Origin of the sequence: Enterobacter cloacae complex sp. IR53041, assembly GCF_049238285.1 — a bacterium.
Taxonomy (GTDB): domain Bacteria; phylum Pseudomonadota; class Gammaproteobacteria; order Enterobacterales; family Enterobacteriaceae; genus Enterobacter; species Enterobacter roggenkampii.
In genome coordinates this window covers 41,181-65,840 of the sequence record NZ_JBMKHB010000005.1, presented here as the reverse complement: position 1 = coordinate 65,840, position 24,660 = coordinate 41,181, and the positions used below count along the sequence as shown (strand labels likewise).

Below are 24,660 nucleotides of genomic sequence, written 5' to 3'. Positions count from 1 at the left end.
TGGGAAAAGTTGGGATTACAGCGCCTTCATGGTGCCTTTCGGCAGAACGGCAGCTACGAAGTCACGTTTGATGACCACTTCAGTGGTGTCGTTCAGGGCGATTGCAATGTAGCCACTTTCAGCCACTTTGGTTACGCGACCGACCAGACCACCGTTGGTCAGCACTTCATCGCCTTTCGCGATGGAGTCCATCAGCTTTTTGTGCTCTTTGGTGCGCTTCTGCTGTGGGCGCAGGATCATGAAATAGAAGATCAGACCGAACACAACCAGCATCAGAATCAGAGACATTGGGCTGCCCTGCGCTGGAGCGCCTGTTGCTGCTACCGCATCAGAAATAAAAAAGCTCATTCAAATTCCCTCATTATTAAAATTAATCAACGTTCAACGGTGGAACATCCCGCCCCTGACGTTGGTAGAAATCGGTCACGAAGCTCTCTAATTTACCCTCTTCGATAGCCTTACGTAAACCAGCCATTAAGCGCTGATAATAACGAAGATTATGAATGGTATTGAGACGCGCGCCCAAAATCTCGTTGCAACGATCGAGATGATGCAGGTACGCGCGAGAATAATTGCGACAGGTATAGCAATCGCACTCGGAATCGAGCGGGCTGGTGTCACTCTTATGCTTCGCGTTACGGATTTTCACCACGCCATCGGTAACGAACAGATGGCCGTTACGCGCGTTGCGGGTTGGCATGACGCAGTCGAACATATCAATGCCGCGGCGTACGCCTTCAACCAGATCTTCCGGTTTGCCCACGCCCATCAGGTATCGTGGTTTATCCGCCGGGATTTGCGGGCAGACGTGCTCCAGAATGCGGTGCATGTCTTCCTTCGGCTCACCCACAGCCAAACCGCCGACAGCGTAGCCATCAAAACCTATCTCTACCAGACCTTTAACAGAGATATCGCGTAAATCTTCGTAAACGCTGCCCTGGATAATGCCGAACAGCGCATTTTTGTTCTGCAGGGAGTCAAAACGGTCACGGCTACGCTTCGCCCAGCGCAGAGACATCTCCATGGAACGCTTGGCGTAGTCCCAGTCGGCCGGATACGGCGTGCATTCGTCGAAGATCATCACGATGTCAGAGCCGAGATCGTACTGAATCTCCATTGATTTTTCGGGATCGAGGAAAATCGGATCGCCGTTGATCGGGTTACGGAAGTGAACGCCCTGCTCGGTGATCTTGCGGATATCGCCCAGGCTGAAGACCTGGAAACCGCCGGAGTCGGTCAGGATAGGGCCTTTCCACTGCATGAAGTCGTGCAGGTCGCCGTGGAGCTTCATGATCTCCTGACCCGGACGCAGCCACAGGTGGAAGGTATTGCCGAGGATAATCTGCGCGCCCGTGGCTTCAACTTCTTCCGGCGTCATCCCTTTTACGGTGCCGTACGTGCCCACAGGCATAAACGCGGGGGTTTCCACCACGCCGCGATCAAACACCAGGCGACCGCGGCGCGCGCGACCGTCGGTGGTATCGAGTTCAAATTTCATTTTTTCTCCGACGTCAGAAAAACAGTCCAACGTTGTAAAACGGTGCCGCGGACTTATTCCCCGACACGCTCATTCAAAGCCTGCGGATTGTACGTGATAAACATCGCGTCCCCGTAGCTAAAAAAGCGATATTTTTGTTCTACCGCAGACTTGTAGGCATTCATCGTATGCTGATACCCCGCGAACGCGGAGACCAGCATAATCAGCGTCGATTCAGGCAGATGGAAGTTGGTCACCAGCGCGTCAATCACTTTGTACTGGTAACCCGGGTAGATAAAGATCTGCGTATCGCCAAAGAACGGCTCAATCAACTCGCTTTTCGCGGCCTGCGCGGCGCTCTCCAGCGAGCGCACCGACGTCGTACCGACCGCCACGACGCGGCTACCGCGCGCTTTCGCCGCCAGCACCGCGTCCACGACATCCTGCGGCACTTCAGCATACTCAGAGTGCATGATGTGGTCTTCAATGCTGTCCACGCGCACCGGCTGGAAGGTTCCCGCCCCGACGTGCAGCGTTACAAACGCCATCTCAATGCCTTTCGCGCGCAGTTTTTCCAGCAGCGGTTCATCAAAGTGCAGGCCTGCCGTCGGGGCCGCGACCGCGCCAGGCTTCTGGCTGTAGACGGTCTGATACAGCTCGCGGTCGGCCTCTTCGTCCGGACGCTCAATATACGGCGGCAGCGGCATGTGGCCGATGGCGTTCAGGATATCAAGCACCGTGCGCTCGTCGTTAAACTCCACTTCGAACAGCGCGTCGTGGCGCGCGGTCATGGTCGCCTTGATGCTCTCATCATCGCCCAGCAGCAGCTCCGCGCCCGGCTTCGGGGCTTTGGAGGCGCGAATATGTGCCAGAATACGTTTATCATCAAGCATACGTTCGACCAGCACTTCAATCTTGCCGCCGCTGGCCTTACGGCCGAACAGGCGCGCCGGGATCACGCGGGTATTGTTAAAGACCAGCAGATCGCCAGGGTTGAGCTTGTCGAGCAAATCGGTGAAAGTACCGTGCGTCAGCTCGCCCGTTGGCCCATCCAGTGACAGTAAGCGACAGCTGCTGCGCTCAGGCATGGGATAGTGAGCAATCAGGGATTCAGGTAGTTCAAAGGAGAAATCGGCGACGCGCATGACGTATACTCGTGACTTAAAAACAGGCGGCATAGTCTAGTGCTCACACCCTTTTGCTGCAACAACTAGCCGCCCCCGGACAAATAAAACGCATGAATTTTCTCGCTCACCTGCATCTCGCTCACCTCGCTGACAGCTCCCTGTCCGGCAATTTGCTGGCCGATTTCGTACGTGGCAACCCCGCGGAAGCGTACGCCCCTGAGGTTGTCGACGGGATTTTTATGCACCGCCGCATCGACGTGCTAACGGATAAGCTGCCGGAAGTGACGGAAGCCAAAGCGTGGTTTCGGCCGGAAACGCGACGCGTCGCACCGATCACGCTTGATGTGATGTGGGACCATTTCCTGTCGCGCCACTGGGCACAGCTCTCGCCGGAGCTACCCCTGCCGGAATTTGTGCGTTATGCCCATCAGCAGGTGTCGATCATTCTGCCCGACTCGCCGCCGCGCTTTGTGAATCTGAATAACTACCTGTGGTCAGAGCGCTGGCTGGAGCGCTATCGCGAGATGGATTTCATTCAGAACGTGCTGAATGGGATGGCGAGCCGTCGCCCGCGCCTGGATGCGCTGCGGGATTCCTGGTATGACCTGGATGAACATTACGATGCGCTGGAGACCCGCTTCTGGCAGTTTTACCCGCGCATGATGGCGCAGGCGAAAAACAAACAGCTCTGACAGAATTCGTATTGATAGGTAAAAGCTGGCGGAACGATTGTCACCACCTCTTTGTCTTATCCATGAACACTCTCTATACTGGCTCGCGTTGCGTTCCAAATAACCTTAGTATCTACAGGAGAATCATATGGTTCTGGTAACTCGTCCGGCTCCGGATTTTACAGCTGCAGCAGTTCTGGGCAACGGTGAAATCGTTGAAAACTTCAACTTCAAACAGCACACCAACGGTAAAGCGACCGTTCTGTTCTTCTGGCCAATGGACTTCACTTTCGTTTGCCCGTCTGAGCTGATCGCGTTCGACAAACGTTATGAAGAATTCCAGAAGCGTGGCGTAGAAGTGGTTGGCGTCTCCTTCGACTCTGAGTTTGTACACAACGCATGGCGTAACACCCCTGTCGACAAAGGCGGCATCGGTGCGGTGAAATACGCAATGGTTGCGGACATCAAACGCGAAATCCAGCAGGCTTACGGTATCGAACATCCGGACGCTGGCGTTGCGCTGCGCGGTTCCTTCCTGATCGACGCGAACGGCATCGTTCGTCACCAGGTTGTGAACGATCTGCCGCTGGGTCGTAACATCGACGAAATGCTGCGCATGGTTGACGCGCTGCAGTTCCACGAAGAGCACGGCGAAGTGTGCCCGGCTCAGTGGGAAAAAGGTAAAGAAGGTATGGCTGCCTCCCCAGACGGCGTAGCTAAATACCTGTCTGAGAACGTATCCAGCCTGTAATCGGCACGGTTTACGAGAAAGGCCCGCTTATGCGGGCCTTTTTTTATGCCTTGCGCTGCGTTTCCCGCCAGATGCGCCAGGCCATGCCCGCCAGCAGGAGCACGCCCGCGATCAGCACGCCCCACACCAGCAGGGCGTTCATCCAGCTCGCCCGCTCGCCTGCAGAGGTGGCGTTTAGCCGCCCCTCACCGCCCAACGCGACATCATCCAGAATATCGGCCTGCGGCAGGTTCGCCATATCATAGGTCTTGCGCAGATCGGCTGGGATCAGCATGTCAGGTTCCACCTGTGCAGGCTTTGCGGCGCCGTTGCCCCAGGCGAGCACGTACGGCGCTTTACCCTGCGCGTTGAACACCAGGTCATAGCGGTCGCGATGCCCCGTGACGCTCGGCAGGTATTCTGGCAGACGCGCATTCAGCGTCGTGATTTTCACGGCCTGCACCAGGTCCCTGTTAAGCGAAACCGGTCCGGATGTTTTCCCCTCCAGGCGGTAAATCACCTCTTTTTTCAGGGGATGCCATGTGTCTTTTTCCGTACGCCGCCACGCGATCTCCACGGGAAGGACGCCATCGCCGTTCAGCGAGATGCTGACAGCGCTCAGCGGCTTCGGACGCGTCCAGCGCCACTGAGCTTCGGTTGTCGATAACTGCTCCCCTTTCCCCTCAAGATTGATCTCTTCCGGGGCCGCCTGCGCAGGTGCGCTAATTGCGTTTACGCCGGTCAACGTTACCCCCTGGCTCTGCGTATTCAGCACCACCATGAGATAGCGATTCGCCTCGGGAGATAAAACCGTGTCGGTATCGATCCGATCGAGCTTAAGGCGATCCTGGCCGCTGGCGACGTCCAGCAGCGGCATATCTTCGCGCAGGGTATACCAGCGCTTAAGATCCTCGCTGTAATAGACCGACGCCGTTCCCTGCCACGGCGTCTGCGGGGTATTCCAGAGCAGCTGCAGCTGGGATATGGCCAGCTCACCCGTCGTCTGCTCCGGCAAGCTCAGCAGGTAATGTTGCCCGGCTGCGGCGGCTTTTTGCTCCTCCAGCACAATCTCAACGCCGTTTCGGGAACGGAGCCGGATCTTATCGCTGTCACCGGCGTCTGAGGCAGCCGCGAGCGGCGAGGCGTCCAGCGGAAAGAGGCGCAGCGCCGTGGACTGCACTGTGGCCTGCGGGCGCGTCGCGGCGATCAGGCTAAAGGGAACCGGCTCACCCGACTGGTTAAAGACGCGAACATCATGCAGATCCGCGGATGTGCTCTGCTCATAGACGGCAAGCGGCAGCATCACTCGATACCACCGGGAAGGAACGGACGTGTCGAGTGAACGACCAAAGGCGTAGTCCCGTGGCGATTCCGCCGGTACCTCGTCGCAGAACGCCGGGCCGGAAAGCGCCAGCAGCGCGGTACACGCTACCGCTTTCATCCATTTCATTTTTCATCTCCTGTTTTTGGCGGTAGCGGCGAGAAATAGCCCACGATCAGCACCAGTATCGCCACGCCGATAAACGCCACCGCGCGCGCCAGACCGCCTCCGCCCGCGCTGTCCACCAGCATCAGTTTAACCATCACCACACCCAGCAGCGCGGCCCCGCAGAGCCACTCCTGCCGGGAAGCCCGACGGGTGGCATGGATCATGACCACCAGCGCACTCAGCATCCAGAACAGGGCAAAGCTGGTCTGGATAAGCCGCGAATCCCACAGCGATGCCATATTCCAGGCCACGTCGCCGTACCAGGCCAGGGCGCGCATCAGCGCACCGTTCAGCCACCAGAAGCCAAACGCCATGAGCGCGACGGCAGGCCACGGACGCGCTTGCGCAAGCAATGCCGGGTAGTAGCGGTCCACCGCCCGATAAAAGACCACCAGCCCCAGCAACGCGAACGCTGCGCCTTCCTCAAGCGGGTTTACCAGCGGGAGCCAGGTCTGGCGATAGACCACGCCGTCCTGGAAATTGGTCACCACCAGCAATACCAGCAGCGCCACGACGGCAGGGATCGGTGCCAGACACGCATAGAGCGCAGGCCATTCCCGGAACGGCCACGCGCGACGCCGTACCGCAGCAGAGAGCGCCATAATCACCCCGCCGCCTGCGGCCATCGCTAATCCGCTGCCCCAGGCCGCCATGCCCCACGGCAGAGACCGGGCAAACCAGTAAAGCTCGGCGGCCAGCGCCAGTAAAATCATCCAGCACAGCGACAGGTGTAGCCCCATCGCGATACGCGGCAGAACCCTTTCACCATCGCGCCGCAGCAGCATCAGCGCGGCAGGAAGCGCAACGCACCAGGCCAGGTTTGACCAGCCGGCGGCAACGATCTGCTGATGCCAGATCTGATACCCCACCATCAGCAGCATAACCGGCCACAGCAGCCATTTGCTGGCGTCCAGCTCTCGCCACGCCAGACGAGCGGCCACCTGCCGCCAGCCCCAGACCGACGCCGCCGTCAGCGCCAGCACGCCCGCCAGAATCGGTAATTCTTTCGTAAGTACAAGCTGCGACGCACCCAGCTGCGCTACCAGCCAGAACAGCAGCCCGCCTGCCAGCAGCGCCCAGCTGACCGGCAGAAAAAGAGTCCGCCACAGCCAGGCCGCTGCCAGCCAGCAAAGGCTGAGGATGGCGAAGATAAGGAGCAGGCTCAGCGACGTAACGCCGTCCGTTTGTGCCCACAGCGCGCTGCCGAGGGCCAGCACCAGCAGCGCCGTCCCGCTATAGCTCATGCGCCGCTGGTGCTGCTGCACGCCCAGCCAGATAATACCCAGCCCCTCCAGCGCCCAGGCCATTGCCGTCCAGCGCGCCGACAGCGCCAGCGGAATGGCGAGCGTGGCGAACCCGCCGCCGATCGCCAGCGCTGCCATGACCAGCGGCCGTCCGAGGGAGGGATAGCGCCGCAGCGCGAGGTACGCGAGGGTGAGATAAAATGCGCCGTATCCCAGCGCGCTCAGCGCCGGACCATAGTCCCAGTGCTGCGTCATACCGTACTGCATCCCAAAACCGATCAGCGGCGGGGCAAACAGCAGCACACCGTCAACGATCTGCTTCCCTTTTTCCTGCGCCCGCAGCGACAGCGCCACGCTCAGCACGCCGAAAATCAGCGTATTGGCAATCAGGAACAGCTGGCAGATCCAATAGTCTTCAGGCTGGTAGTCATTCAGCCCCCACAGGCCGCCCACGCCGAACGTGAACAGCAGCCCGAGCAGGTTCAGCTCGCGCCAGTGCTGCCAGATGCTAATGGCAAGAATGCCGATGGACAGCAGGAGATAGAAAGAGAACAGCGCGACAAAGCTGCCGCCCCCGGTAGACAACAGCAGCGGCGCAAGGTAGCCGCCGAGGCTCGCCAGCATGGCAAGGCTCAGGGCCTTCTGCAGCACCGCCAGCCCGACGCTCGCCGCGCAGATCACCACCAGCAGCGCAAAAGCCAGCGTCATCGGCAGCATTTGCCAGAGCCGGAAGGCGCCAAACACCGTCAGGTAAAGCACCCCGGTCGCCCCGCCCTGGAGGATCAGCGCATAGACCCGCTGCCTGTGCCGCAGTCGCCACCCAATCGCCAGCAGAACAACGGCAAACAGCGCCGCTGCCACGAGGCGCAGCTCAAGCGGGAACAGGGAATGTTCGACGGTATAGCGCAGCAGGAAAGAGAGGCCGAGGAAGAGCAGCAAAATGCCCAGCTTCGCCAGTGGATTCCCCTGCATGAACCAGCGCGCCAGCGACGTCAGGATGCCGCCAAAGGCTGAAGGCTGTTTTGCCGCAGGGGTCGGGGCCTGGGAAGAAGCGGGTTCTGCCACCGCTGCGGGAATATCGGGTCGCCAGGGGTCGACAGGCGCGGGAGCGTCCTCCACCACTGGCGCGGTAATTGCCTCCGGCGCGGCGGTCTGCACCGGTTCCGACGCGTTCTCAGGCACGCCGCGCTGCTCAAGCGCCTCTATGCGCTGGCGCAGCCGGGCGATCTCCTGCTGCGCCGCCGTACTGCGATTAAACCCGATAACCGCAAGCACGGGCGCAACCAGCAGCGCAAAAACAAGGAATAAACAGCCAAGGATGTAAAGCTCGTCCATGTTTCCACCTTCACCGTAAACGATCCGTTAAGATTGACACAAATCGTTGCATTTGCGCCATCTTAAAAGGTGGAAACAATCGCGTATTAGCTGCCGAACCAGATCGTCGCGGATATTGCAGGCAGCGCCAGCACGCCATCCTGTATTGTCGCCTTGCCCTCTTTACTCTTCCACGCAGCGACATTCAGCAGCGGTGAATCATCCAGCACCACTTCGCAGGCCTCGCCCCGGTTAATCGCCACCAGCACGCGCTGCTGGTTATAAACGCGGGCAAAGACCACGACGTTATCATGAGCGTATACCGCCTGGCAGCCGCCGTAGCGCAGGGCAAGACTCTGCTTACGCAGCTTCGCCAGCCGCTGATACAGGCTGAACAGCACTTTGTCCTGTTTCTCTGGTGCCCACGGGAAGGTTTTGCGGCAGAACGGATCGTTGTTGCCGTCCAACCCCACCTCGTCTCCGTAGTAGATGCACGGCACGCCCGGCCAGGTGAAGAGCCAGGTGACCGCCAGCGGCAGACGCGCGACATCCTTGCCCAGCAGGGATTTAAAACGCGCGGTATCGTGGCTATCGAGCTGGTTAAACATCCGCAGCTGCTGCTGATGCGACAGCCCGGCGCGGTAGTTCTCCATCCACGCCATGCAGGTTTCCGCGTCGATATGATTCGGATCGTAGGAGATATCGGTGTTGGCGAGGAATCCCCACAGCGGGAAGGTAAAGCCGCGATAGTTCATCGCCGCATCTTCCGCATCGTTCTGCAGCCACTGGCGCGCGTCACCAAAGTGCTCGCCAAAAACGAACGCTTCCGGCTGTGCGGCTTTTGCCGAGCACGTAATCCCGGCGACGTGCTGAAGGTTATTCCGCGCCCCGCCCGCTTCGCCGAGCATATGCACCACGTCCAGGCGCCAGCCGTCCATATTCCACGGCGCCTTCAGCCAGTGTCGGACGATGCTGTCTTCGCCGCCGTAGATTTCATTAACGAGCGTTGGCGACTGGAAATCCAGCTTCGGCAGGCTCGGGTAGCCCAGCCAGTCCAGCGCGCGGCCCTCCTCGTTAAAGCTGTACCAGTCGCGCTGCGGCGAATCCGGGTTATGACATGCCCCGCCCATCGACTGGTTATGCCGATCAAACCACGCATGCGAATCGCCGCTGTGGTTGAACACGCCGTCCAGGATCAGGCGCATCCCCTCTTTTTGCGTATTCTTACGCAAGCGCAGCAGCGCCTCGTCGCCGCCAAACTGCTCATCAACGTGGCGATAATCTTCGGTATCGTATTTGTGTACGCTCGGGGCCTTAAACACCGGGTTGAGGTATAGCGCCGTCACGCCCAGTTTTTTCAGGTACGGCAGCTTTTCGCTGATACCGTCGAGATCGCCGCCGTAGAAGGTCGAGCCGCCCGCCTGCGCGGTTAACGGCTCATCCCACGCATTCAGGATAATGTCGTGGCCCGCGGCATGGTGGTAATAGATCTTATCCTGGTCGGCAGTGCGCTTTTCGCTGCGCGCAAAACGGTCCGGGAAAATCTGGTAAAAGACCTGATCGTTAACCCACTGCGGGCCGTTATCCGGATAATCGACCGCAAACTGCTCCAGCCGTGCAGGCGGGAAACGGCTAAACCCCTGCGGGGTAAACCACAGCTGGCGGTTGTTCCACAAAAGCTTAAAGCTGTAGCGGCGGCGCGGCTGTCCGCTGTTCAGATCGATATTCGCCCGCCAGGCGGTAATACCCGGCTGCGGCTGGCTGCGCAGCTTGTGCATTTTCAACCCGGTCTCTTCGTTATCGATTTCGGCGCGGAGCGTCACGCGATCGGGCTGGTTTTCCCCCGCCAGCCAGAGCGTAATCACAAGGTTGTCTTTGTTTTGCTTAACAAATGGGGCAACCGGAAGGTGCCAGGCGTTTAACATCACGAATCCCCTCTGATGAAATTGACGTCACCTTGCCACAGGGTGGTTAAGGATAGCTCACCATGATGGGATTTATTGGGGGAGGAGGACGGGGGAGGAGTTTTTTTCGGGGCAAAAGGGAGTGTAGGCCGGGTAAGCGCAGCGCCACCCGGCATTTTTACCTTACTGCGCTTCCGCCAGCTGACGGTCGCGGCGGCATTTGAAAACCCAGCCCACCAGCAGCAGCACGATCCACGCGCAGCCCACGTAGAGCGAAATGCGGGTGTCCGGATGGTAGCCAATCAGGCCAATTATAAACACCAGGAAGATCAGCCCGACGACGGTCGTCGCAACGCCGCCCGGTACTTTGAACTTCAGCGCTTTCGCCTCATCCGGCGACAGGCGACGGCGGAAGGCAATCTGCGACAGCAGGATCATGATCCACACCCACACCGTCGCGAAGGTCGCCAGGGATGCAATCACCAGGAAGACGTTCTCCGGCATGATGTAGTTCAGATAAACCGAGAACAGCAGCGCCACGGTCATCACCACAACGGTCACCCACGGCGTGCCGCGGCGTGAGGTTTTGGCGAACACCTTCGGCGCGCTGCCCTGCTCCGCCATGCCGTGCAGCATACGCCCCACGCCAAAGACGTCACTGTTGATCGCCGAAAGCGACGCGGTCAGCACCACAAAGTTCAGAATGCTGGCCGCAAAGGCAATGCCCATATGCTGGAAGGTCAGGACAAACGGGCTACCGTTGGTACCCACCTGATTCCACGGGTAGATGGACATGATCACAAACAGCGTACCCACATAAAACACCAGAATACGCATCGGCACCGAGTTGATCGCACGCGGAATGGATTTCTCCGGGTCTTTCGCTTCACCAGCGGTAATACCGATAATCTCGATACCGCCGTAGGCGAACATCACCATCTGCAGCGACATCACCATGCCGAGCCAGCCGTTGCTGAAGAAGCCGCCGTTGCTCCAGAGGTTATGGATCCCGGTCGGCTGCCCGCCGTTGCCAATCCCCCAAATGATGATCCCGAAACCGGCCACAATCATGATGATAATGGTGGCGACCTTGAAGAAGGAGAACCAGAACTCCAGCTCGCCGAACACCTTCACGCTCATCAGATTGACGGCGCAAATGAGCAACACCACGCTCAGCACCCAGATCCAGTGCGGCACCGCCGGGAACCAGACGCCCATGTAGATGCCAAACGCCGTTACGTCGGCTATTGCCACAATCAGGATTTCGAAGCAGTAGGTCCAGCCGGTGATAAACCCGGCCAGCGGGCCGAGGTTTTCCTGCGCGTAGCGGGAGAAGGAGCTGGCGGAGGGGTTATGAACCGACATTTCGCCGAGGGCGCGCATGATGATATACGCCGCCACGCCGCCGATGATGTACGCCAGCAGCACGCTTGGACCGGCCATTTTGATGGCATCTGCCGAGCCATAAAAAAGACCGGTGCCAATAGCAGAGCCCAGCGCCATAAAGCGGATGTGGCGCGTGCTCAATCCACGTTTAAGTTTGTTAGTGCTTTCCATTTAAATCTTGCCATTCAACACGAAAAAAACAAAAAACCACGGGGCCTTAAGCCCCGTGGTTAAACAGTTTGTTGCCGTTGATTAATGGGCGTTCGATGCGACCTGACGCCCTGCAGCACGGTCCCAGATAACCGCCAGAACCAGTGCAACAACGGTAGGCATCAGCCAGGCCAGGCCCTGCTCGGACAGCGGCAGACGCTGTGTCCAGGCTGGCAGAATTTCAGCGAACGCTGATGCTTTAATCCCGTCAAGGATACCAAAAATCAGGCTGATAAACATGGCTGGCGCAATAATTCGTGAGGAGTTGTTCCACCACGGGCGGGTGAAGCTCAGCACCACCAGCACGATGCACGGCGGATAGATCGCCGTCAGTACCGGAATAGAGACCTGAATCAGGTGGCTCAGACCGAGGTTGGATACCGCCATGGAGAAGATACCAAGGATAAACACCAGGGTGCGGTAAGAGAGCGGCAGGTACTGCGCAAAGAACTCAGCACAGGCGCAGGTCAGGCCAACCGCGGTAACCAGGCAGGCCAGGAAGATGAGCGCCGCCAGCAGCATACTGCCTGCACCACCGAAGGTGTGCTGGACATAGGCGTGCAGGATAGCCGCACCATTCGCGTTTTGATCGACCAGCATCGCGCTATCGGAGCCCAGGCGGAACAGCGCCAGATACAGCAGCGTCAGGCCTACACCGGCCATCAGGCCAGCCCAGATGGTGTAGCGGGTCAGCAGACGCGCTTCGGTCACACCGCGGGAACGCGCGGCGTTAACGATAACGATACCAAACACCATCGCGCCCAGCGTATCCATCGTCAGGTAGCCGTTCACAAAGCCGTTAGAGAACGCGGCGTTTTTATAGGCGTCCATCGCGTCGCTAATCGGGCCTGCAGGCCAGACGATAGCCGCCACCGCCAGAACAATCAGCGCCACAATTTTCAGCGGAGCCAGGAAGTTACCCACGGTATCCAGCAGCTTGCCCGGATAGAGGGAAACCAGAATCACGATAGCGAAGTAGATCAGGCTGTAGATGAACAGCGGCATCGCGCCGTCACCGGTCAGCGGAGCAATACCCACTTCGAAGGAAACGGTCGCGGTACGCGGGGTGGCAAACAGCGGACCCACGGCCAGGTAGCAGACGGTAGCCAGCAGAACGCCCGCCACTTTGCCAATCGGGGTGCTGAGGCTATCTACACCGCCGCCGACTTTCGCCAGCGCGATGACGGTCAGCACCGGCAGACCCACGGCAGTAATCAGGAAACCAAACGCGGCGGTCCAGACGTGTTCACCCGCCTGTAAGCCAACCATTGGAGGGAAAATGATGTTGCCTGCGCCAACGAACAGCGCAAATGTCATAAAGCCCAGCGCGATGATGTCACGCGATTTTAAGTGATGGGTCATAAAACCTTACTGCCTGTGGATGTGGTGTTGAAAACATTGAGATTTTCGCTGCACCTGACGGGACGATACAGCCGAAAATTTGCTCAATTTTAGCGGGATATGCTCCCGTCCTGGCGTGGAGAAGAATAGTTTTTCGATTTACCACGCAAATACAGTCGGTCTGACAGTATCTGGGGGGCAATTTAAACGCTTATAACGTTTAAAGGCAAGGTGGGATCGTAAAACCAGAACAATATGCCAGCATGAAAATACACTCCAGCACAATACGCTAATTATAAGAAAAACCCATGGCTAATCATGCGAACAAAAAACAGCCAACCGTATAAAATTCACACGCGTTTCGCTTGACTGCAAAGCAAACGGGCCAGCGATGGCTGACCCGTGGAAAGGTAAAATGACACACCTGCCGTCAGGCGATCTTTTTGGCAATTAATCGTTCCGGGATCACGAAGCTGAAGCGGGTTCCTTTACCCAGGGTACTCTGAATATCGAGACGGCTTTCATGGTGATTCACCGCGTGTTTCACAATCGCCAGCCCCAGGCCGCTTCCGCCCGTCTGCCGCGATCGCGCTTTATCCACGCGATAGAAGCGTTCGGTCAGACGCGGAATATGCTCCGGCGCGATCCCCGGCCCGTTGTCCTCCACGCTAAACTCGGCCCCCGTTGGGGTATGCTGCCAGCGCACCACGATCTCCGTCCCTTCCGGCGTATGGTTTACCGCGTTATACACCAGGTTGGAGATAGCGCTGCGCAGCTCATCTTCACTGCCCAGCACCTTTAGCGTGTTGTCGACCTCAAAGGTCAGGTGATGCTTTTTGTGGCTTAACGTCTGCGCTTCACGCTCCACGACCCGCAGCATCATCGGCACATCAATAGTGTCATTCAGCGCGAGCGTGGGTGCCGCTTCAATCTTCGAGAGCGTCAGCAGCTGCTTCACCAGGCCTTCCATCCGGTGCGTTTGCTCGCGCATGGTGTGCAGCGCTTTTTCACGCGGCGCACCTTCCAGCGTTTGCTCCTGCATCATCTCCAGGTAGCCTTGAAGCACGGTCAGCGGGGTACGCAATTCGTGACTGACGTTGGCGAAGAAGTTGCGGCGCGCCCCTTCCAGCTGGTGCATCTGGGTGACATCGCGCGCCACCATCAGCCACTGCTTATCGCTGTAGGGCATCACGCGGATCTCCAGATGGCGACCGTTATTGAGCTTGAGATTGTGCGGACGGGTAAAATCACGCTTTTTCAGGTACAGCGTAAACTCGGGATAACGCAGAAGGTTGAGGATATTCTGGCCATTATCGTCCGGCCAGCGCAGGCCCAGCAGCTGCTGCGCCAGGCCGTTACACCAGAAGATCGTCCCTTCTTCGGTGGTCAGAATGACCGCATCCGGTAGCGACTCCGCACCGCTGCGAAAACGCTTAATCAGGCTTCCCAGCTCGCGGCGGCGCTTTTTATTTCGCATCTGCATCTGATGCAGACCGTACAGCAGCGGCTCCCAGCTGCCGCTTCCGGGCGGCGGCGTCATGCTTCGGTCAACCCACAGCCACCAGGAGAGGCGCAGCAGGTTCCAGAAATGCCAGATCAGCAGCCCGGTGACCGACGCCAGCAGAAACCACGGCAGATGTCCAAGAAAGGCCCCCAGAATGAAGGCCGGAATACAGCATAAGATCAGTTCAAAGACGAGCCTTTTCCATGACAGACGTTCCAGCACGCGTCACACTCCTGTCATTATTCAGAAACGGGTAGAAAAACGATAACCCGTGCCGCGGACCGTCTGCACCATGCGATCGTGGCCGCTCAGTTCCAGCGCTTTTCGCAGGCGGCGGATATGTACGTCAACCGTCCGGTCTTCGACATACACGTTAGTTCCCCAGACGTTATTCAGCAACTGCTCGCGGCTGTACACGCGTTCCGGGTGGGTCATAAAGAAGTGCAGAAGTTTAAATTCGGTAGGCCCCATGTCGAGGGGATTTTCACCGGTCATCACGCGGTGAGAAGTCGGATCAAGGCTCAGCCCCTGCATCTCAATCACCTCTTCCACCGCCATCGGCGAAATACGGCGCATCACGGCTTTAATGCGGGCCACCAGCTCTTTGGGGGAGAACGGTTTGGTAATGTAATCGTCCGCGCCGGTCTCCAGACCGCGCACACGATCCTCTTCTTCTCCGCGCGCCGTAAGCATCACAACCGGGATGTCGCGGGTCAGCGCTTCACGCTTCAGGTGTTTGATAAACTGCAGTCCGGAGCCGCCGGGCAGCATCCAGTCCAGCAGAATCAGATCGGGCCAGGGTTCATTCAGCTGGTTCACTGCGCTGTCATAATCTTCCGCTTCAACCGGCTGGAAGCCGTTTTGCTCGAGCACGAAGCACACCATTTCACGAATTGGAGCTTCATCTTCTACGACCAGAATACGTCTCGCCATACTTTGCCCTGTCTTATCTTATTTACGTTACAAGTTTGTAATTCGGCGCCATTATGCGTCAGATTTATGACAGATTTATGAAAAACAGTACCACTATAAATGGCAAACTGTTGTTTTATTACAGCGGTTATTTTCCCTTCTCTGAACGTTTATAATCCTGCTTTCTCTTTTTTGCCACGGATCAGCTATGCGCATACTTCACACCTCGGACTGGCATCTGGGTCAAAATTTTTACAGCAAAAGCCGTGCGGCTGAACATGAAGCGTTCCTGAACTGGCTGCTGGAAACGGCCCGGACGCATGAGGTGGACGCGATTATCGTGGCGGGAGATATTTTTGATACCGGCTCGCCGCCGAGCTATGCCCGTGAGCTGTACAACCGCTTCGTGGTGAATCTGCAGCAAACCGGCTGTCATCTGGTGATTGTCGCCGGCAACCATGATTCCGTCGCGACGCTTAACGAATCCCGCGACATCCTGGCGTTTCTCAATACCACCGTCGTCGCCAGCGCCGGGCATGCCCCGCAGATCCTGAAAAAGCGCGACGGGTCGCCCGGGGCGGTACTGTGTCCGATTCCCTTTTTGCGTCCGCGCGACATCGTGCAAAGCCAGGCGGGGCTGTCGGGCGCGGAAAAGCAGCAGCATTTGTTACAGGCGATCGCCGATTATTACCGCCAGCAGCACGCCGAAGCCTGTGCCCTGCGCGGTGACCAGCCGATTCCGGTGATTGCGACCGGGCACCTCACCACCGTCGGGGCCAGTAAAAGTGACGCCGTGCGTGACATCTATATCGGCACGCTGGATGCCTTTCCGGCGCAGCACTTCCCGCCCGCCGACTACATTGCGCTCGGGCACATTCACCGGGCGCAGATCGTCGGCGGCTGCGAGCACATCCGCTACTGCGGCTCGCCTCTTTCGCTCAGCTTTGACGAAACGGGCAAAGCCAAATCCGTGCATCTGGTGAGCTTTTGCGAGGGCAAACTCAGCGCCGTCGACACGCTGGAGGTGCCCGTTACCCAGCCACTGGCGGTGCTGAAAGGCGATCTCGATGCCATCACCGCCCAGCTGGAGCAGTGGCGCGGCGTCGAGCAAGATCCCCCCATCTGGCTGGACATCGAAATCACCACCGACGACTACCTGCACGATATGCAGCGGAAAATCCAGGCGCTGACCGAAGACCTGCCGGTAGAGGTCTTGCTGGTGCGCCGCAGCCGCGAGCAGCGCGAGAAAATTCTGCTAAGCGCTCAACGCGAAACGCTCAGTGAACTGGGGGTCGAAGAGGTATTTGAACGCAGGCTCTCACAGGAGGAGATTGACGATGCGAAGCGCGCAAGGCTCAGCGAACTGTTCAGCCATACCCTGCATGCGCTCAATGACGAGGAAGAAAACGCATGAAAATTCTGAGCCTGCGCCTGAAAAATCTCAACTCCCTCAAGGGCGAGTGGAAAATTGACTTTACCGCTGAGCCGTTTGCCAGCAACGGGCTGTTTGCCATCACCGGCGCAACCGGGGCAGGTAAAACCACCTTGCTCGACGCCATCTGTCTGGCGCTTTATCACGAAACGCCGCGCCTGAATAAAGTCTCCCAGGCGCAAAATGACCTGATGACCCGCGACACCGCCGAATGTCTGGCGGAAGTGGAGTTCGAGGTAAAAGGCATCGCCTATCGCGCCTTCTGGAGCCAGAACCGGGCGCGCAACCAGCCGGACGGTAACCTGCAGGCGCCGCGCGTGGAGCTGGCGCGCTGCGAAGATGGCAAAATCCTGGCCGACAAAGTGACGGATAAGCTGGAGCAAACCGCCGCACTCACCGGGCTGGACTACGGGCGCTTTACCCGCTCGATGCTGCTCTCTCAGGGGCAGTTTGCCGCCTTCCTTAATGCCAAGCCGAGCGATCGCGCCGAGCTGCTGGAAGAGCTGACCGGCACCGAAATCTACGGTCAGATTTCCGCCATGGTGTTTGAGAAACACAAAGCGGCCCGCAGCGTGCTTGAAAAGTGCGAGGCGCAGGCGGCGGGCGTCGTGCTGTTGAGCGAAGAACAACAGCAGCAGTTACAGCAAAGTTTGCAGGCACTTACTGACGCAGAGAAAACCCTGCTGGAACAGCAGCAAAACCAACAGAAACATTTTCAGTGGCTTACGCGCCATGATGAGCTCGTGCGCGAGCAACAGCGCGCCGCCGCGATGCAGCAGCAGGCGCAACAGGCGCTAACGGACGCTGCGCCTGAGCTGGCAAAACTGCAGCTTGCTCTGCCCGCCGCCCAGCTGCGACCGCTCTGGGAGCATCAGCAGGAGCAAACCGCGCGTCTGGCACAAACGCAGCAGCGAATTATCGAAGTAAATACTCGCTTACAAGCCAGAACCGCGCTGCGTTCACGTATTCGCAATACCGCCCTGCGTAACCACGAGCAGCTTCAGACCGAACTGACGGCGCTGGCGCAGTGGCTGGCGGAGCACGAGCGCTATCGTCTGTTAGGCCAGGAGATTGCAGGCTGGCGCGCCCAGTTCTCGCAGCTTAACCGCGATAAAACGCAGTTAGCCTCGCTTGCTGCGCGGATAGGTGAATTACGCAACAGGCTGGCTGCGATGCCGGAAAACGCGCTGACGCTGACGGCGGATGAGGTCAGCGCGGCCATGGAGCAGCAGTCCAGGTCCCGCACGCTGCGCCAGCAGTTGACGTCGCTGCATGCCCGCTATCAGCCGCTGCAAAAGCGCCTGCGCCAGAGCGGTGAAAACGTGCAGAAGGCGCAGGCCGAACAAAATAAACTCAATGAAACGCTGACCCTGCGCCGCCAGCAGTACAAAGAGAAAAACCAGCACTATCTCGACCTGAAAGCCCTGTGCGAAACCGAAGCAACAATTAAGAAGCTGGAGCATTACCGCTCCCGGCTTGAGGCAGGCAAACCCTGTCCGCTGTGCGGTTCCTGCGAACATCCGGCCGTTGAGCAATATCAGTCACTTGAGCTGACGGATAACCAGCGCCGCCGTGATGCCCTGGAAAAAGAGGTCGCCGCCCTTAAAGAGGAAGGCCTGCTGGTGCTGGGACAGGTCAATGCCCTGACTCAGCAGATCCAGCGCGAGACAGACGACGCGCAGACGCTTTCTCAGGAAGAGCAAGCGCTCACTAAAGAGTGGGTGGCGGCCTGCACGTCCCTGAACATTACCTTGAATATTCAGGACGATATCGCGCCATGGTTGAACGAACAGGAACAGTACGAGCGCCAGCTTTATCAGCTCAGTCAGCGTCTCACCCTGCAGAACCAGCTCAACGAACAGGACGCGCAGGAGCGGCAGTATCAGCAGCAGCTGGCGGCCACGCGGCAGGCGCTGGAACATGCCCTGCTCGCGCTCTCACTTAACGCACCTGAAGAGGGTCAGGAAGCCGCCTGGCTTCAGGCCCGCGAAGCGGAATTCGCGCAGTGGCAGGAGAAGCAAGCGCAGCACGGCGTGCTTCAGGAACGCATAAACGCCCTGAAGCCGCTGCTCGACGCGCTTCCGGCAGCGAACAGCGAAGACGCCGAACCGGTTATTCCTGATAACTGGCGCGCCATCCACGACGAGTGCGTGTCGCTGCAAAGCCAGCTGACCGCGCAACAGCAGCAGGAAGGGCTGGAGCGAGAGCGCCTGCAGCAGTCGCAGACGCAGTTCACCGCGGCGCGCTCGGCGAGCTGCTTTGCCGACCAGGACGCGTTTCTTGCCGCCCTGCTGGATGACGATGCTATTCGCCACCTTGAACAGCTGAAACAGTCGCTGGAAAACCAGATCCAGCAGGCCGCGGCGCTGTGCGGGCAAGCTAACCAGCAGCTGCAGTCTCATCTGGCGCTGCGCCCGGAAGGGCTCGACGCCGATGCCGCCACGCTGCAAAGCCAGCTGCAGCAGCTGGCGCAACAGCTGCGCGAGAACACCACGCATCAGGGCGAGATCCGCCAGCAGCTTAAGCAGGACAGCGATAACCGGCAGCACCAGCTGGCGTTGATGCAGCAAATTGAAGAGGCCGCGCGCCAGGCGGATGACTGGGGTTATCTGAACGCGCTGATCGGCTCCAGCACCGGCGACAAGTTCCGTAAGTTCGCCCAGGGGCTGACGCTGGACAATCTCGTCTGGCTGGCTAACCAGCAGCTTAACCGCCTGCACGGGCGTTATTTATTGCAGCGTAAGGCCAGCGACGCGCTGGAGCTGGAAGTGGTGGATACGTGGCAGGCGGATGCGGTCCGCGATACCCGCACCCTCTCCGGCGGCGAGAGCTTCCTGGTCAGCCTGGCGCTGGCGCTGGCGCTTTCCGATCTGGTGAGTCATAAAACGCGAATCGATTCCCTGTTCCTGGATGAAGGGTTCGGCACGCTCGACAGTGAGACGCTGGATACCGCGCTGGATGCGCTCGACGCGCTGAACGCCACCGGGAAAACCATCGGCGTGATCAGCCACGTTGAGGCGATGAAAGAGCGTATTCCGGTGCAGATCAAAGTGAAGAAGATTAACGGGCTGGGGTACAGCAAGCTGGATAAAGAATTTGCCGTGCAGTAAAGGTCCACTCCACATGTAGGCCGGGTAAGGCGTAGCCGCCACCCGGCTTTTTTATTGTGGCTGCCTGAATTCGCCCGGTGGCGCTTCGCTTACCGGGCTTACAGAGCCGTTTATTCTGGCCACAGCCACGCCGCGCCGCGCACGCCGCTGGAGTCCCCGTGGACGGCTTTGCGGATCGGCGTTTCACACTCGCCGCCGAAGACCCACTGCTTCACCAGGTTCGGCACCGTGGCGTACAGCCGGTCGACGTTGCTCATGCCGCCGCCCAGCACAATTACGTCTGGGTCGAGAATATTCACCACGTGCGCCAGGGATTTCGCCAGCCGCATTTCATAGCGGCTCAGGGCCAGCTCCGCCACCGGATCCTGCGCTTCGACCAGACGCATGATCTCATTTCCCTTGAGCGGCTGGCCGCTCAGGCGGTGGTAATCGGTCGCAAAACCGGTACCGGAGATAAAGGTCTCAATACAGCCCTGTTTTCCGCAGTAGCACGGCACTTCGGTGCGGTATTTGAGTTCGTCTTCATCCATCCACGGCAGCGGGTTGTGCCCCCACTCGCCCGCGGTGCCGTTACCGCCGATATGGGCGCGCCCGCCGAACGCTACGCCCGCACCGCAGCCGGTGCCGATGATCACGGCAAACACGGTCTGGGCACCGGCCGCCGCGCCGTCGATGGCCTCAGAGACCGCCAGGCAGTTGGCGTCGTTGGCCAGACGCACTTCCCGCTTCAGGCGCGCGCTTAAATCTTTATCAAACGGCTGACCGTTGAGCCAGGTGGAGTTGGCATTTTTAACCACGCCGGTATACGGCGAGATCGACCCCGGTATCCCCATCCCGACGCTGCCGGTTTGCCCTGTCGCCTGCTCGGCCATCTCGACCAGCCTGGCAATCGTCTCGATAGTCTGGTGATAATCATCGCGCGGCGTTGGCAGACGATGGCGGAACAGCTGCTCCCCCTGCTCGCTCAGTGCGATGACTTCTGTTTTGGTGCCGCCCAAATCGATCCCAATACGCACAAGACTCTCCTCATTATTTTGATTATCAACAGAGTAGAAGCACGCTTCCCGATTAGCAATGCAAGCGATGCGACAATTCGTTATCATGCCCGCTGATTTAACGACAAGGCCGTGGAAATTATCATGCTGTGGTTCAAAAATTTGATGGTTTACCGTCTCAGCCGCGACGTTTCGCTGCGTGCAGAAGAGATGGAAAAACAGTTAGCCGCTTATACCTTTTCCCCTTGCGGTAGCCAGGATATGGCGAAAACCGGTTGGGTTCCGCCAATGGGTTCACAAAGCGATGCACTGACCCACGCCAGCAGCACGGGTCAAATCATCGTCTGCGCCCGTAAAGAAGAGAAAATACTGCCGACGCCGGTGGTTAAGCAGGCACTCGAAGCGAAAATTCTCAAGCTGGAAGCCGAACAGGGCCGCAAGCTGAAAAAGACCGAAAAAGATTCGCTGAAAGATGAAGTACTGCACTCCCTGCTGCCGCGCGCCTTCAGCCGCTTCAGCCAGACCATGATGTGGATCGACACCGTTAACGGGCTGATCATGGTGGACTGCGCCAGCGCCAAGAAAGCAGAAGATACGCTGGCCCTGCTGCGTAAAAGCATCGGATCTTTACCGGTCGTTCCGCTGGCGCTGGAAACGCCGATCGAGCTGACGCTGACCGAATGGGTACGCAGCGGTGCTGCGGCTCAGGGTTTCCAGATCCTTGATGAAGCCGAGCTGAAAGCCCTGCTGGAAGATGGCGGCGTGATCCGCGCGAAGAAGCAGGATCTGGTGAGCGATGAAATCGCCGTCCACATCGAAGCGGGTAAAGTGGTCACCAAGCTGGCGCTCGACTGGCAGCAGCGTATTCAGTTTGTGATGTGCGACGACGGCTCCGTGAAGCGTCTGAAGTTCTGCGACGAGCTGCGCGATCAGAACGAAGATATCGACAGGGAAGATTACGCCCAGCGTTTTGACGCGGACTTCATCCTGATGACCGGCGAGCTGGCGGCGTTGATTCAGAATCTGGTGGAAGGTCTCGGCGGCGAAGCGCAGAGATAACGGGCAAACCGTAGGCCGGGTAAGCGTTAGCGCCACCCGGCTAATTTTTTATTTCAGGTAGCGGCACAGATAAGAGGTAGGTTCAGCCACCTGCAGATGGAACTCACTGTGGCCAGGGACGTTGAAAACCTGTCCGGCTGCGTAAACTTTCCATTCCGTTTCACCCGGCAGTAAGACGTTCAGCGCCCCGCTGACGACCGTCATCTCTTCCGCTTCCGCCGTGCCGAAGGTGTATTCCCCTTCCGCCATGACGCCAACGCTGGCGCGGCCAGTGCTGCTGCTGGTAAAACCAATGGATTTCACTTTACCGGAAAAGTATTCGTTACTCTGAAGCATGAACTGGCCCTTATATTTTTAGATAAAAATTCACTATAGGGGCCATGCTCATCACCTGTCACGCAAAATCATTACATGAGCAGTTCCGAGGCCAGGCGAGCCATCAGAACGTTGGACAACAGCACCGGCACATCCAGCGCTTTTTGCAGTAAATCACGATGATGCTGGTGGAAACCCAGGCAGTCCAGAATCAGGACATCGGCCCCTCTTTCCAGCAGTTCCTTCCCGGCCGCAATGAGTTTGGCCTCGCTGTCCCAGAACGGATTCGCCAGCGCGTACAAGGGCACTTTTTCCAGCACGTGCCATTTTGCCTCCTGGTTATCCATGAGCTCCTCGATGGGGACAATCACCCCCACCTGATGACCATCCACGATGGAGGCCACCAGCGGCGGAATGATGCGCATCGGTTCCAGCAAAATCGCATTGCGCGCCGTAAGTCCCTTTATGGGGGCGGTGCTCATCAGCAAAATAACGTCATATCCCTGATTATCGAGCACTTCTATTACGCCCTGCAGCGAGCGCTCGATCTTCTGGCGGGAAACATGCGCCAGTTTACCGTCACTTAATAACGTCGCCAGGGGATCCTCCCCCGCCTCGACAGCGTAGTCTTCCATGACCTCTTCCCGACTCATCTTGCCCAGCAGGCTGAGATGCGTAATCTGTTGTTCAGATACATGCTCGGTTAAGAGCGGTAACACTTCGCTTACAGGGACCACACCAATGGTGAGGATCGCCAACGTTGCCTTCATCTTTATCGCCTTCCATTACTCCAACATCGTGCACACAGGTACAGGCTCACTACGCTGCACAGTTCGTTTTTTCAACAAAACAGCACCAAGCGTAGCAGGTGATCCCGACACCGAAATGTAAAGATCGCCTGCCGATACCAGAGTTACTTGTATTAACTAAATATTAACTCCTGCTTAACTTTTACGATGAGTAAAAAGTGTGATTCAGGCACGATCCTGGAGCGTTTAGGAAACCGCTCAGGTTATGTCGGGATCTTCATAGCGCCGCTTCGCATCCAGCGCTTCCTGTTCCGTCTCGTGTTCACTGATCAGCGAGTCGGGTTTGGGGTGATCGGCACGCAGTTGATACCAGGTCACAGTGTGACCTGTCTGGCCTTTTTCAACGGTCACAATGCGCGCTTCACGCGGATAGGGAGGTCTTGTTGGCATAGCTCATCCTTTTTTTATGTCTGAGCTATAAGTATAGACACCGCTTAGCTGGCACACGCCAAACGCAGGGCGGTAATAATCTGAATCACAACGTCTTCGGGAGAGGCGGACGCATCCACCACGTGGTGAGCCGCTTCGCGGTATAACGCATCGCGTTCGGCCAGCACTTCACTCACCTCTTCGTTCAGCGGCCTGGAGGTCAGCGCAGGGCGTTGCCCCTCTTCCGGAAAGGCTTCCAGACGCCCAACCAGGGCCGACACTGGCGCGCTGAGGTAAATCACAATCCCCTTTTCGCGCATAAAGTGACGATTACACTCCGCCAGAACAATGCCACCGCCGGTGGCGATCACCGCGGACGGGGTCGTGACCGCTTTCAGCGCGGCCGTTTCGCGTGCGCGAAAGCTCTCCCAGCCTTCCTGCTCAACAATGTCGGCGATAGTTTTTCCGGCCTCGGTTTGCAGCCAGTGGTCGGTATCCACAAACTGGCGATGACACACGCGTGCCAGCTCCAGGCCAACGGTGGTTTTCCCACAGCCGCGGGGGCCAACTAAAAAGATGGGTTGGGTCATAGCCAGGTGTTCCCCTTGATGCCGGAAGGCTGAAGAGTGTAAAGAAATAATTGCAGAAGATGTTGCGATTACTTTACTGCAAAGCGGTACGGGATGACAACCCTGTGGAGGCCACACTGTACCACACATTGACAATAATTATCATTTCGCTGTACGGCGCTTCACTTCCAGCAGCCATTTATCCAGCTCGGCAGCGAACTGCTGGCGATCGCGCTGTGACAGGCTGTCCGGCCCACCGGTCTGCACGCCGCTGGCCCGCAAGGTATCCATAAAATCGCGCATCGTAAGCTTCTCGCGGATGGTCGACGGCGAGTATCGCTCACCGCGCGGATTGAGCGCTGCCGCCCCTTTCTCCAGCACGTCGGCCGCCAGCGGAATGTCCGCCGTGATCACCAGATCTTCCGCGCTGCACAGGCGGACAATTTCGTTGTCTGCCACGTCGAATCCGGCAGGCACGCGCAAAGAACGAATGAAGCGCGAAGGCGGCACGCGAATGTTCTGGTTCGCCACCAGCGTCAGCGGCATCTGAACGCGCTCGGCGGCGCGAAATAAAATCTCTTTAATCACGTTCGGACACGCGTCCGCATCAACCCAAATCGCCATATTGTCTCCCCATAATGACTCTGCCGACTATTGTCGCCTGCATTTCGTTGTTAAGCTATCAATCAGAGA

Annotated in this window: 21 protein-coding genes; 5 read left to right on the top strand and 16 right to left on the bottom strand. The window is 58.3% G+C overall.

Translation table 11 applies throughout. The annotated features are described in order from the left end of the window. Positions 1-15: 15 nt before the first annotated feature. From yajC to queA, 3 genes are read right to left on the bottom strand one after another with little or no spacing between them, the layout of a single operon-like run. Positions 16-348 carry a preprotein translocase subunit YajC gene (gene yajC / locus ACOTXF_RS05435; RefSeq protein WP_000007630.1) on the bottom strand — a complete coding sequence of 111 codons (333 nt, stop codon included), beginning with the start codon at positions 346-348 and terminating at the stop codon, positions 16-18. Positions 349-370: 22 nt separating this feature from the next. Continuing rightward, positions 371-1,498, bottom strand: coding sequence for a tRNA guanosine(34) transglycosylase Tgt (gene tgt / locus ACOTXF_RS05430; protein WP_003859110.1), 1,128 nt, complete (start codon positions 1,496-1,498; stop codon positions 371-373). A 53-nt stretch (positions 1,499-1,551) separates the two neighbouring features. After that, positions 1,552-2,622 (bottom strand): tRNA preQ1(34) S-adenosylmethionine ribosyltransferase-isomerase QueA, encoded by a 1,071-nt coding sequence (gene queA, locus ACOTXF_RS05425; RefSeq protein ID WP_008503345.1) that lies wholly within the window; start codon positions 2,620-2,622, stop codon positions 1,552-1,554. A 92-nt stretch (positions 2,623-2,714) separates the two neighbouring features. On the opposite strand from queA, the gene acpH reads away from it, so the two are divergent. Together acpH and ACOTXF_RS05415 are read left to right on the top strand one after the other, a co-directional pair. Beyond that, a complete protein-coding gene (acpH, locus tag ACOTXF_RS05420; protein ID WP_021241667.1) occupies positions 2,715-3,296 on the top strand; it encodes an ACP phosphodiesterase in 582 nt (193 codons plus the stop codon). A 127-nt stretch (positions 3,297-3,423) separates the two neighbouring features. Further along, entirely contained in the window at positions 3,424-4,026 is a 603-nt protein-coding gene (locus tag ACOTXF_RS05415; RefSeq protein ID WP_008503347.1) for a peroxiredoxin, read from the top strand. Between the two features lie 43 nt (positions 4,027-4,069). Here ACOTXF_RS05415 and ACOTXF_RS05410 read toward each other — a convergent pair whose 3' ends face one another. The 7 genes from ACOTXF_RS05410 to phoB form a co-directional block, all read right to left on the bottom strand. Continuing rightward, positions 4,070-5,455: a DUF3999 domain-containing protein gene (locus tag ACOTXF_RS05410; protein WP_048962018.1), complete on the bottom strand. Its 1,386-nt coding sequence runs from the start codon at positions 5,453-5,455 to the stop codon at positions 4,070-4,072. Next, on the bottom strand, positions 5,452-8,073 hold the full coding sequence (locus ACOTXF_RS05405; protein ID WP_048962019.1) for a DUF2339 domain-containing protein: 2,622 nt from the start codon (positions 8,071-8,073) through the stop codon (positions 5,452-5,454). Before ACOTXF_RS05405 ends, ACOTXF_RS05410 begins: the two co-directional genes overlap by 4 nt. Before the next feature lie 86 nt (positions 8,074-8,159). Then, positions 8,160-9,977 (bottom strand): maltodextrin glucosidase, encoded by a 1,818-nt coding sequence (gene malZ / locus ACOTXF_RS05400; RefSeq protein WP_047745438.1) that lies wholly within the window; start codon positions 9,975-9,977, stop codon positions 8,160-8,162. Positions 9,978-10,139: 162 nt separating this feature from the next. Then, on the bottom strand, positions 10,140-11,513 hold the full coding sequence (gene proY / locus ACOTXF_RS05395) for a proline-specific permease ProY (RefSeq protein WP_032656531.1): 1,374 nt from the start codon (positions 11,511-11,513) through the stop codon (positions 10,140-10,142). Positions 11,514-11,594: 81 nt separating this feature from the next. Beyond that, positions 11,595-12,914, bottom strand: coding sequence for a branched-chain amino acid transporter carrier protein BrnQ (brnQ, locus tag ACOTXF_RS05390; RefSeq protein ID WP_008503262.1), 1,320 nt, complete (start codon positions 12,912-12,914; stop codon positions 11,595-11,597). A gap of 409 nt (positions 12,915-13,323) precedes the next feature. Further along, positions 13,324-14,619, bottom strand: a complete 1,296-nt coding sequence (phoR, locus tag ACOTXF_RS05385) for a phosphate regulon sensor histidine kinase PhoR (RefSeq protein WP_008503264.1) — start codon at positions 14,617-14,619, stop codon at positions 13,324-13,326. A gap of 21 nt (positions 14,620-14,640) precedes the next feature. After that, positions 14,641-15,330, bottom strand: coding sequence for a phosphate response regulator transcription factor PhoB (phoB, locus tag ACOTXF_RS05380; RefSeq protein ID WP_008503265.1), 690 nt, complete (start codon positions 15,328-15,330; stop codon positions 14,641-14,643). A 187-nt stretch (positions 15,331-15,517) separates the two neighbouring features. Between phoB and sbcD the strand changes: the two genes are divergently transcribed. Together sbcD and sbcC are read left to right on the top strand one after the other, a co-directional pair. Continuing rightward, positions 15,518-16,723, top strand: coding sequence for an exonuclease subunit SbcD (gene sbcD / locus ACOTXF_RS05375; protein ID WP_045416712.1), 1,206 nt, complete (start codon positions 15,518-15,520; stop codon positions 16,721-16,723). After that, positions 16,720-19,851: an exonuclease subunit SbcC gene (sbcC, locus tag ACOTXF_RS05370; protein ID WP_316937127.1), complete on the top strand. Its 3,132-nt coding sequence runs from the start codon at positions 16,720-16,722 to the stop codon at positions 19,849-19,851. Before sbcD ends, sbcC begins: the two co-directional genes overlap by 4 nt. Before the next feature lie 110 nt (positions 19,852-19,961). Here sbcC and mak read toward each other — a convergent pair whose 3' ends face one another. Further along, complete coding sequence (gene mak, locus ACOTXF_RS05365) at positions 19,962-20,867, bottom strand: fructokinase (RefSeq protein ID WP_021241673.1); 906 nt, start codon at positions 20,865-20,867, stop codon at positions 19,962-19,964. Positions 20,868-20,990: 123 nt separating this feature from the next. Between mak and rdgC the strand changes: the two genes are divergently transcribed. After that, positions 20,991-21,905: a recombination-associated protein RdgC gene (gene rdgC / locus ACOTXF_RS05360; RefSeq protein ID WP_008503269.1), complete on the top strand. Its 915-nt coding sequence runs from the start codon at positions 20,991-20,993 to the stop codon at positions 21,903-21,905. Positions 21,906-21,953: 48 nt separating this feature from the next. Here the strand turns inward: rdgC and ppnP are convergent, their stop codons facing one another. The 5 genes from ppnP to ACOTXF_RS05335 form a co-directional block, all read right to left on the bottom strand. Continuing rightward, the gene (gene ppnP / locus ACOTXF_RS05355) at positions 21,954-22,241 is read right to left on the bottom strand and encodes a pyrimidine/purine nucleoside phosphorylase (RefSeq protein ID WP_008503270.1); all 288 of its coding nucleotides are present in this window, start codon (positions 22,239-22,241) and stop codon (positions 21,954-21,956) included. Positions 22,242-22,312: 71 nt separating this feature from the next. Beyond that, a complete protein-coding gene (locus tag ACOTXF_RS05350) occupies positions 22,313-22,990 on the bottom strand; it encodes an AroM family protein (RefSeq protein WP_008503271.1) in 678 nt (225 codons plus the stop codon). A 237-nt stretch (positions 22,991-23,227) separates the two neighbouring features. After that, positions 23,228-23,419, bottom strand: a complete 192-nt coding sequence (yaiA, locus tag ACOTXF_RS05345; RefSeq protein ID WP_008503272.1) for a protein YaiA — start codon at positions 23,417-23,419, stop codon at positions 23,228-23,230. A gap of 44 nt (positions 23,420-23,463) precedes the next feature. Continuing rightward, positions 23,464-23,988: a shikimate kinase AroL gene (aroL, locus tag ACOTXF_RS05340; RefSeq protein ID WP_008503273.1), complete on the bottom strand. Its 525-nt coding sequence runs from the start codon at positions 23,986-23,988 to the stop codon at positions 23,464-23,466. Between the two features lie 141 nt (positions 23,989-24,129). Then, the gene (locus ACOTXF_RS05335; RefSeq protein ID WP_421635256.1) at positions 24,130-24,591 is read right to left on the bottom strand and encodes a YaiI/YqxD family protein; all 462 of its coding nucleotides are present in this window, start codon (positions 24,589-24,591) and stop codon (positions 24,130-24,132) included. Positions 24,592-24,660 lie beyond the last annotated feature (69 nt).

Coding starts and splice junctions, on each gene's coding strand:
- queA (WP_008503345.1), bottom strand. CDS start 2,622: ATGCGCGTCGCCGATTTCTCCTTTGAACTACCTGAATCCCTGATTGCT.
- proY (WP_032656531.1), bottom strand. CDS start 11,513: ATGGAAAGCACTAACAAACTTAAACGTGGATTGAGCACGCGCCACATC.
- tgt (WP_003859110.1), bottom strand. CDS start 1,498: ATGAAATTTGAACTCGATACCACCGACGGTCGCGCGCGCCGCGGTCGC.
- brnQ (WP_008503262.1), bottom strand. CDS start 12,914: ATGACCCATCACTTAAAATCGCGTGACATCATCGCGCTGGGCTTTATG.
- yajC (WP_000007630.1), bottom strand. CDS start 348: ATGAGCTTTTTTATTTCTGATGCGGTAGCAGCAACAGGCGCTCCAGCG.
- ACOTXF_RS05350 (WP_008503271.1), bottom strand. CDS start 22,990: ATGAAGGCAACGTTGGCGATCCTCACCATTGGTGTGGTCCCTGTAAGC.
- sbcC (WP_316937127.1), top strand. CDS start 16,720: ATGAAAATTCTGAGCCTGCGCCTGAAAAATCTCAACTCCCTCAAGGGC.
- ppnP (WP_008503270.1), bottom strand. CDS start 22,241: ATGCTTCAGAGTAACGAATACTTTTCCGGTAAAGTGAAATCCATTGGT.
- ACOTXF_RS05335 (WP_421635256.1), bottom strand. CDS start 24,591: ATGGCGATTTGGGTTGATGCGGACGCGTGTCCGAACGTGATTAAAGAG.
- phoB (WP_008503265.1), bottom strand. CDS start 15,330: ATGGCGAGACGTATTCTGGTCGTAGAAGATGAAGCTCCAATTCGTGAA.
- ACOTXF_RS05405 (WP_048962019.1), bottom strand. CDS start 8,073: ATGGACGAGCTTTACATCCTTGGCTGTTTATTCCTTGTTTTTGCGCTG.
- malZ (WP_047745438.1), bottom strand. CDS start 9,977: ATGTTAAACGCCTGGCACCTTCCGGTTGCCCCATTTGTTAAGCAAAAC.
- aroL (WP_008503273.1), bottom strand. CDS start 23,988: ATGACCCAACCCATCTTTTTAGTTGGCCCCCGCGGCTGTGGGAAAACC.
- yaiA (WP_008503272.1), bottom strand. CDS start 23,419: ATGCCAACAAGACCTCCCTATCCGCGTGAAGCGCGCATTGTGACCGTT.
- ACOTXF_RS05415 (WP_008503347.1), top strand. CDS start 3,424: ATGGTTCTGGTAACTCGTCCGGCTCCGGATTTTACAGCTGCAGCAGTT.
- sbcD (WP_045416712.1), top strand. CDS start 15,518: ATGCGCATACTTCACACCTCGGACTGGCATCTGGGTCAAAATTTTTAC.
- ACOTXF_RS05410 (WP_048962018.1), bottom strand. CDS start 5,455: ATGAAATGGATGAAAGCGGTAGCGTGTACCGCGCTGCTGGCGCTTTCC.
- acpH (WP_021241667.1), top strand. CDS start 2,715: ATGAATTTTCTCGCTCACCTGCATCTCGCTCACCTCGCTGACAGCTCC.
- rdgC (WP_008503269.1), top strand. CDS start 20,991: ATGCTGTGGTTCAAAAATTTGATGGTTTACCGTCTCAGCCGCGACGTT.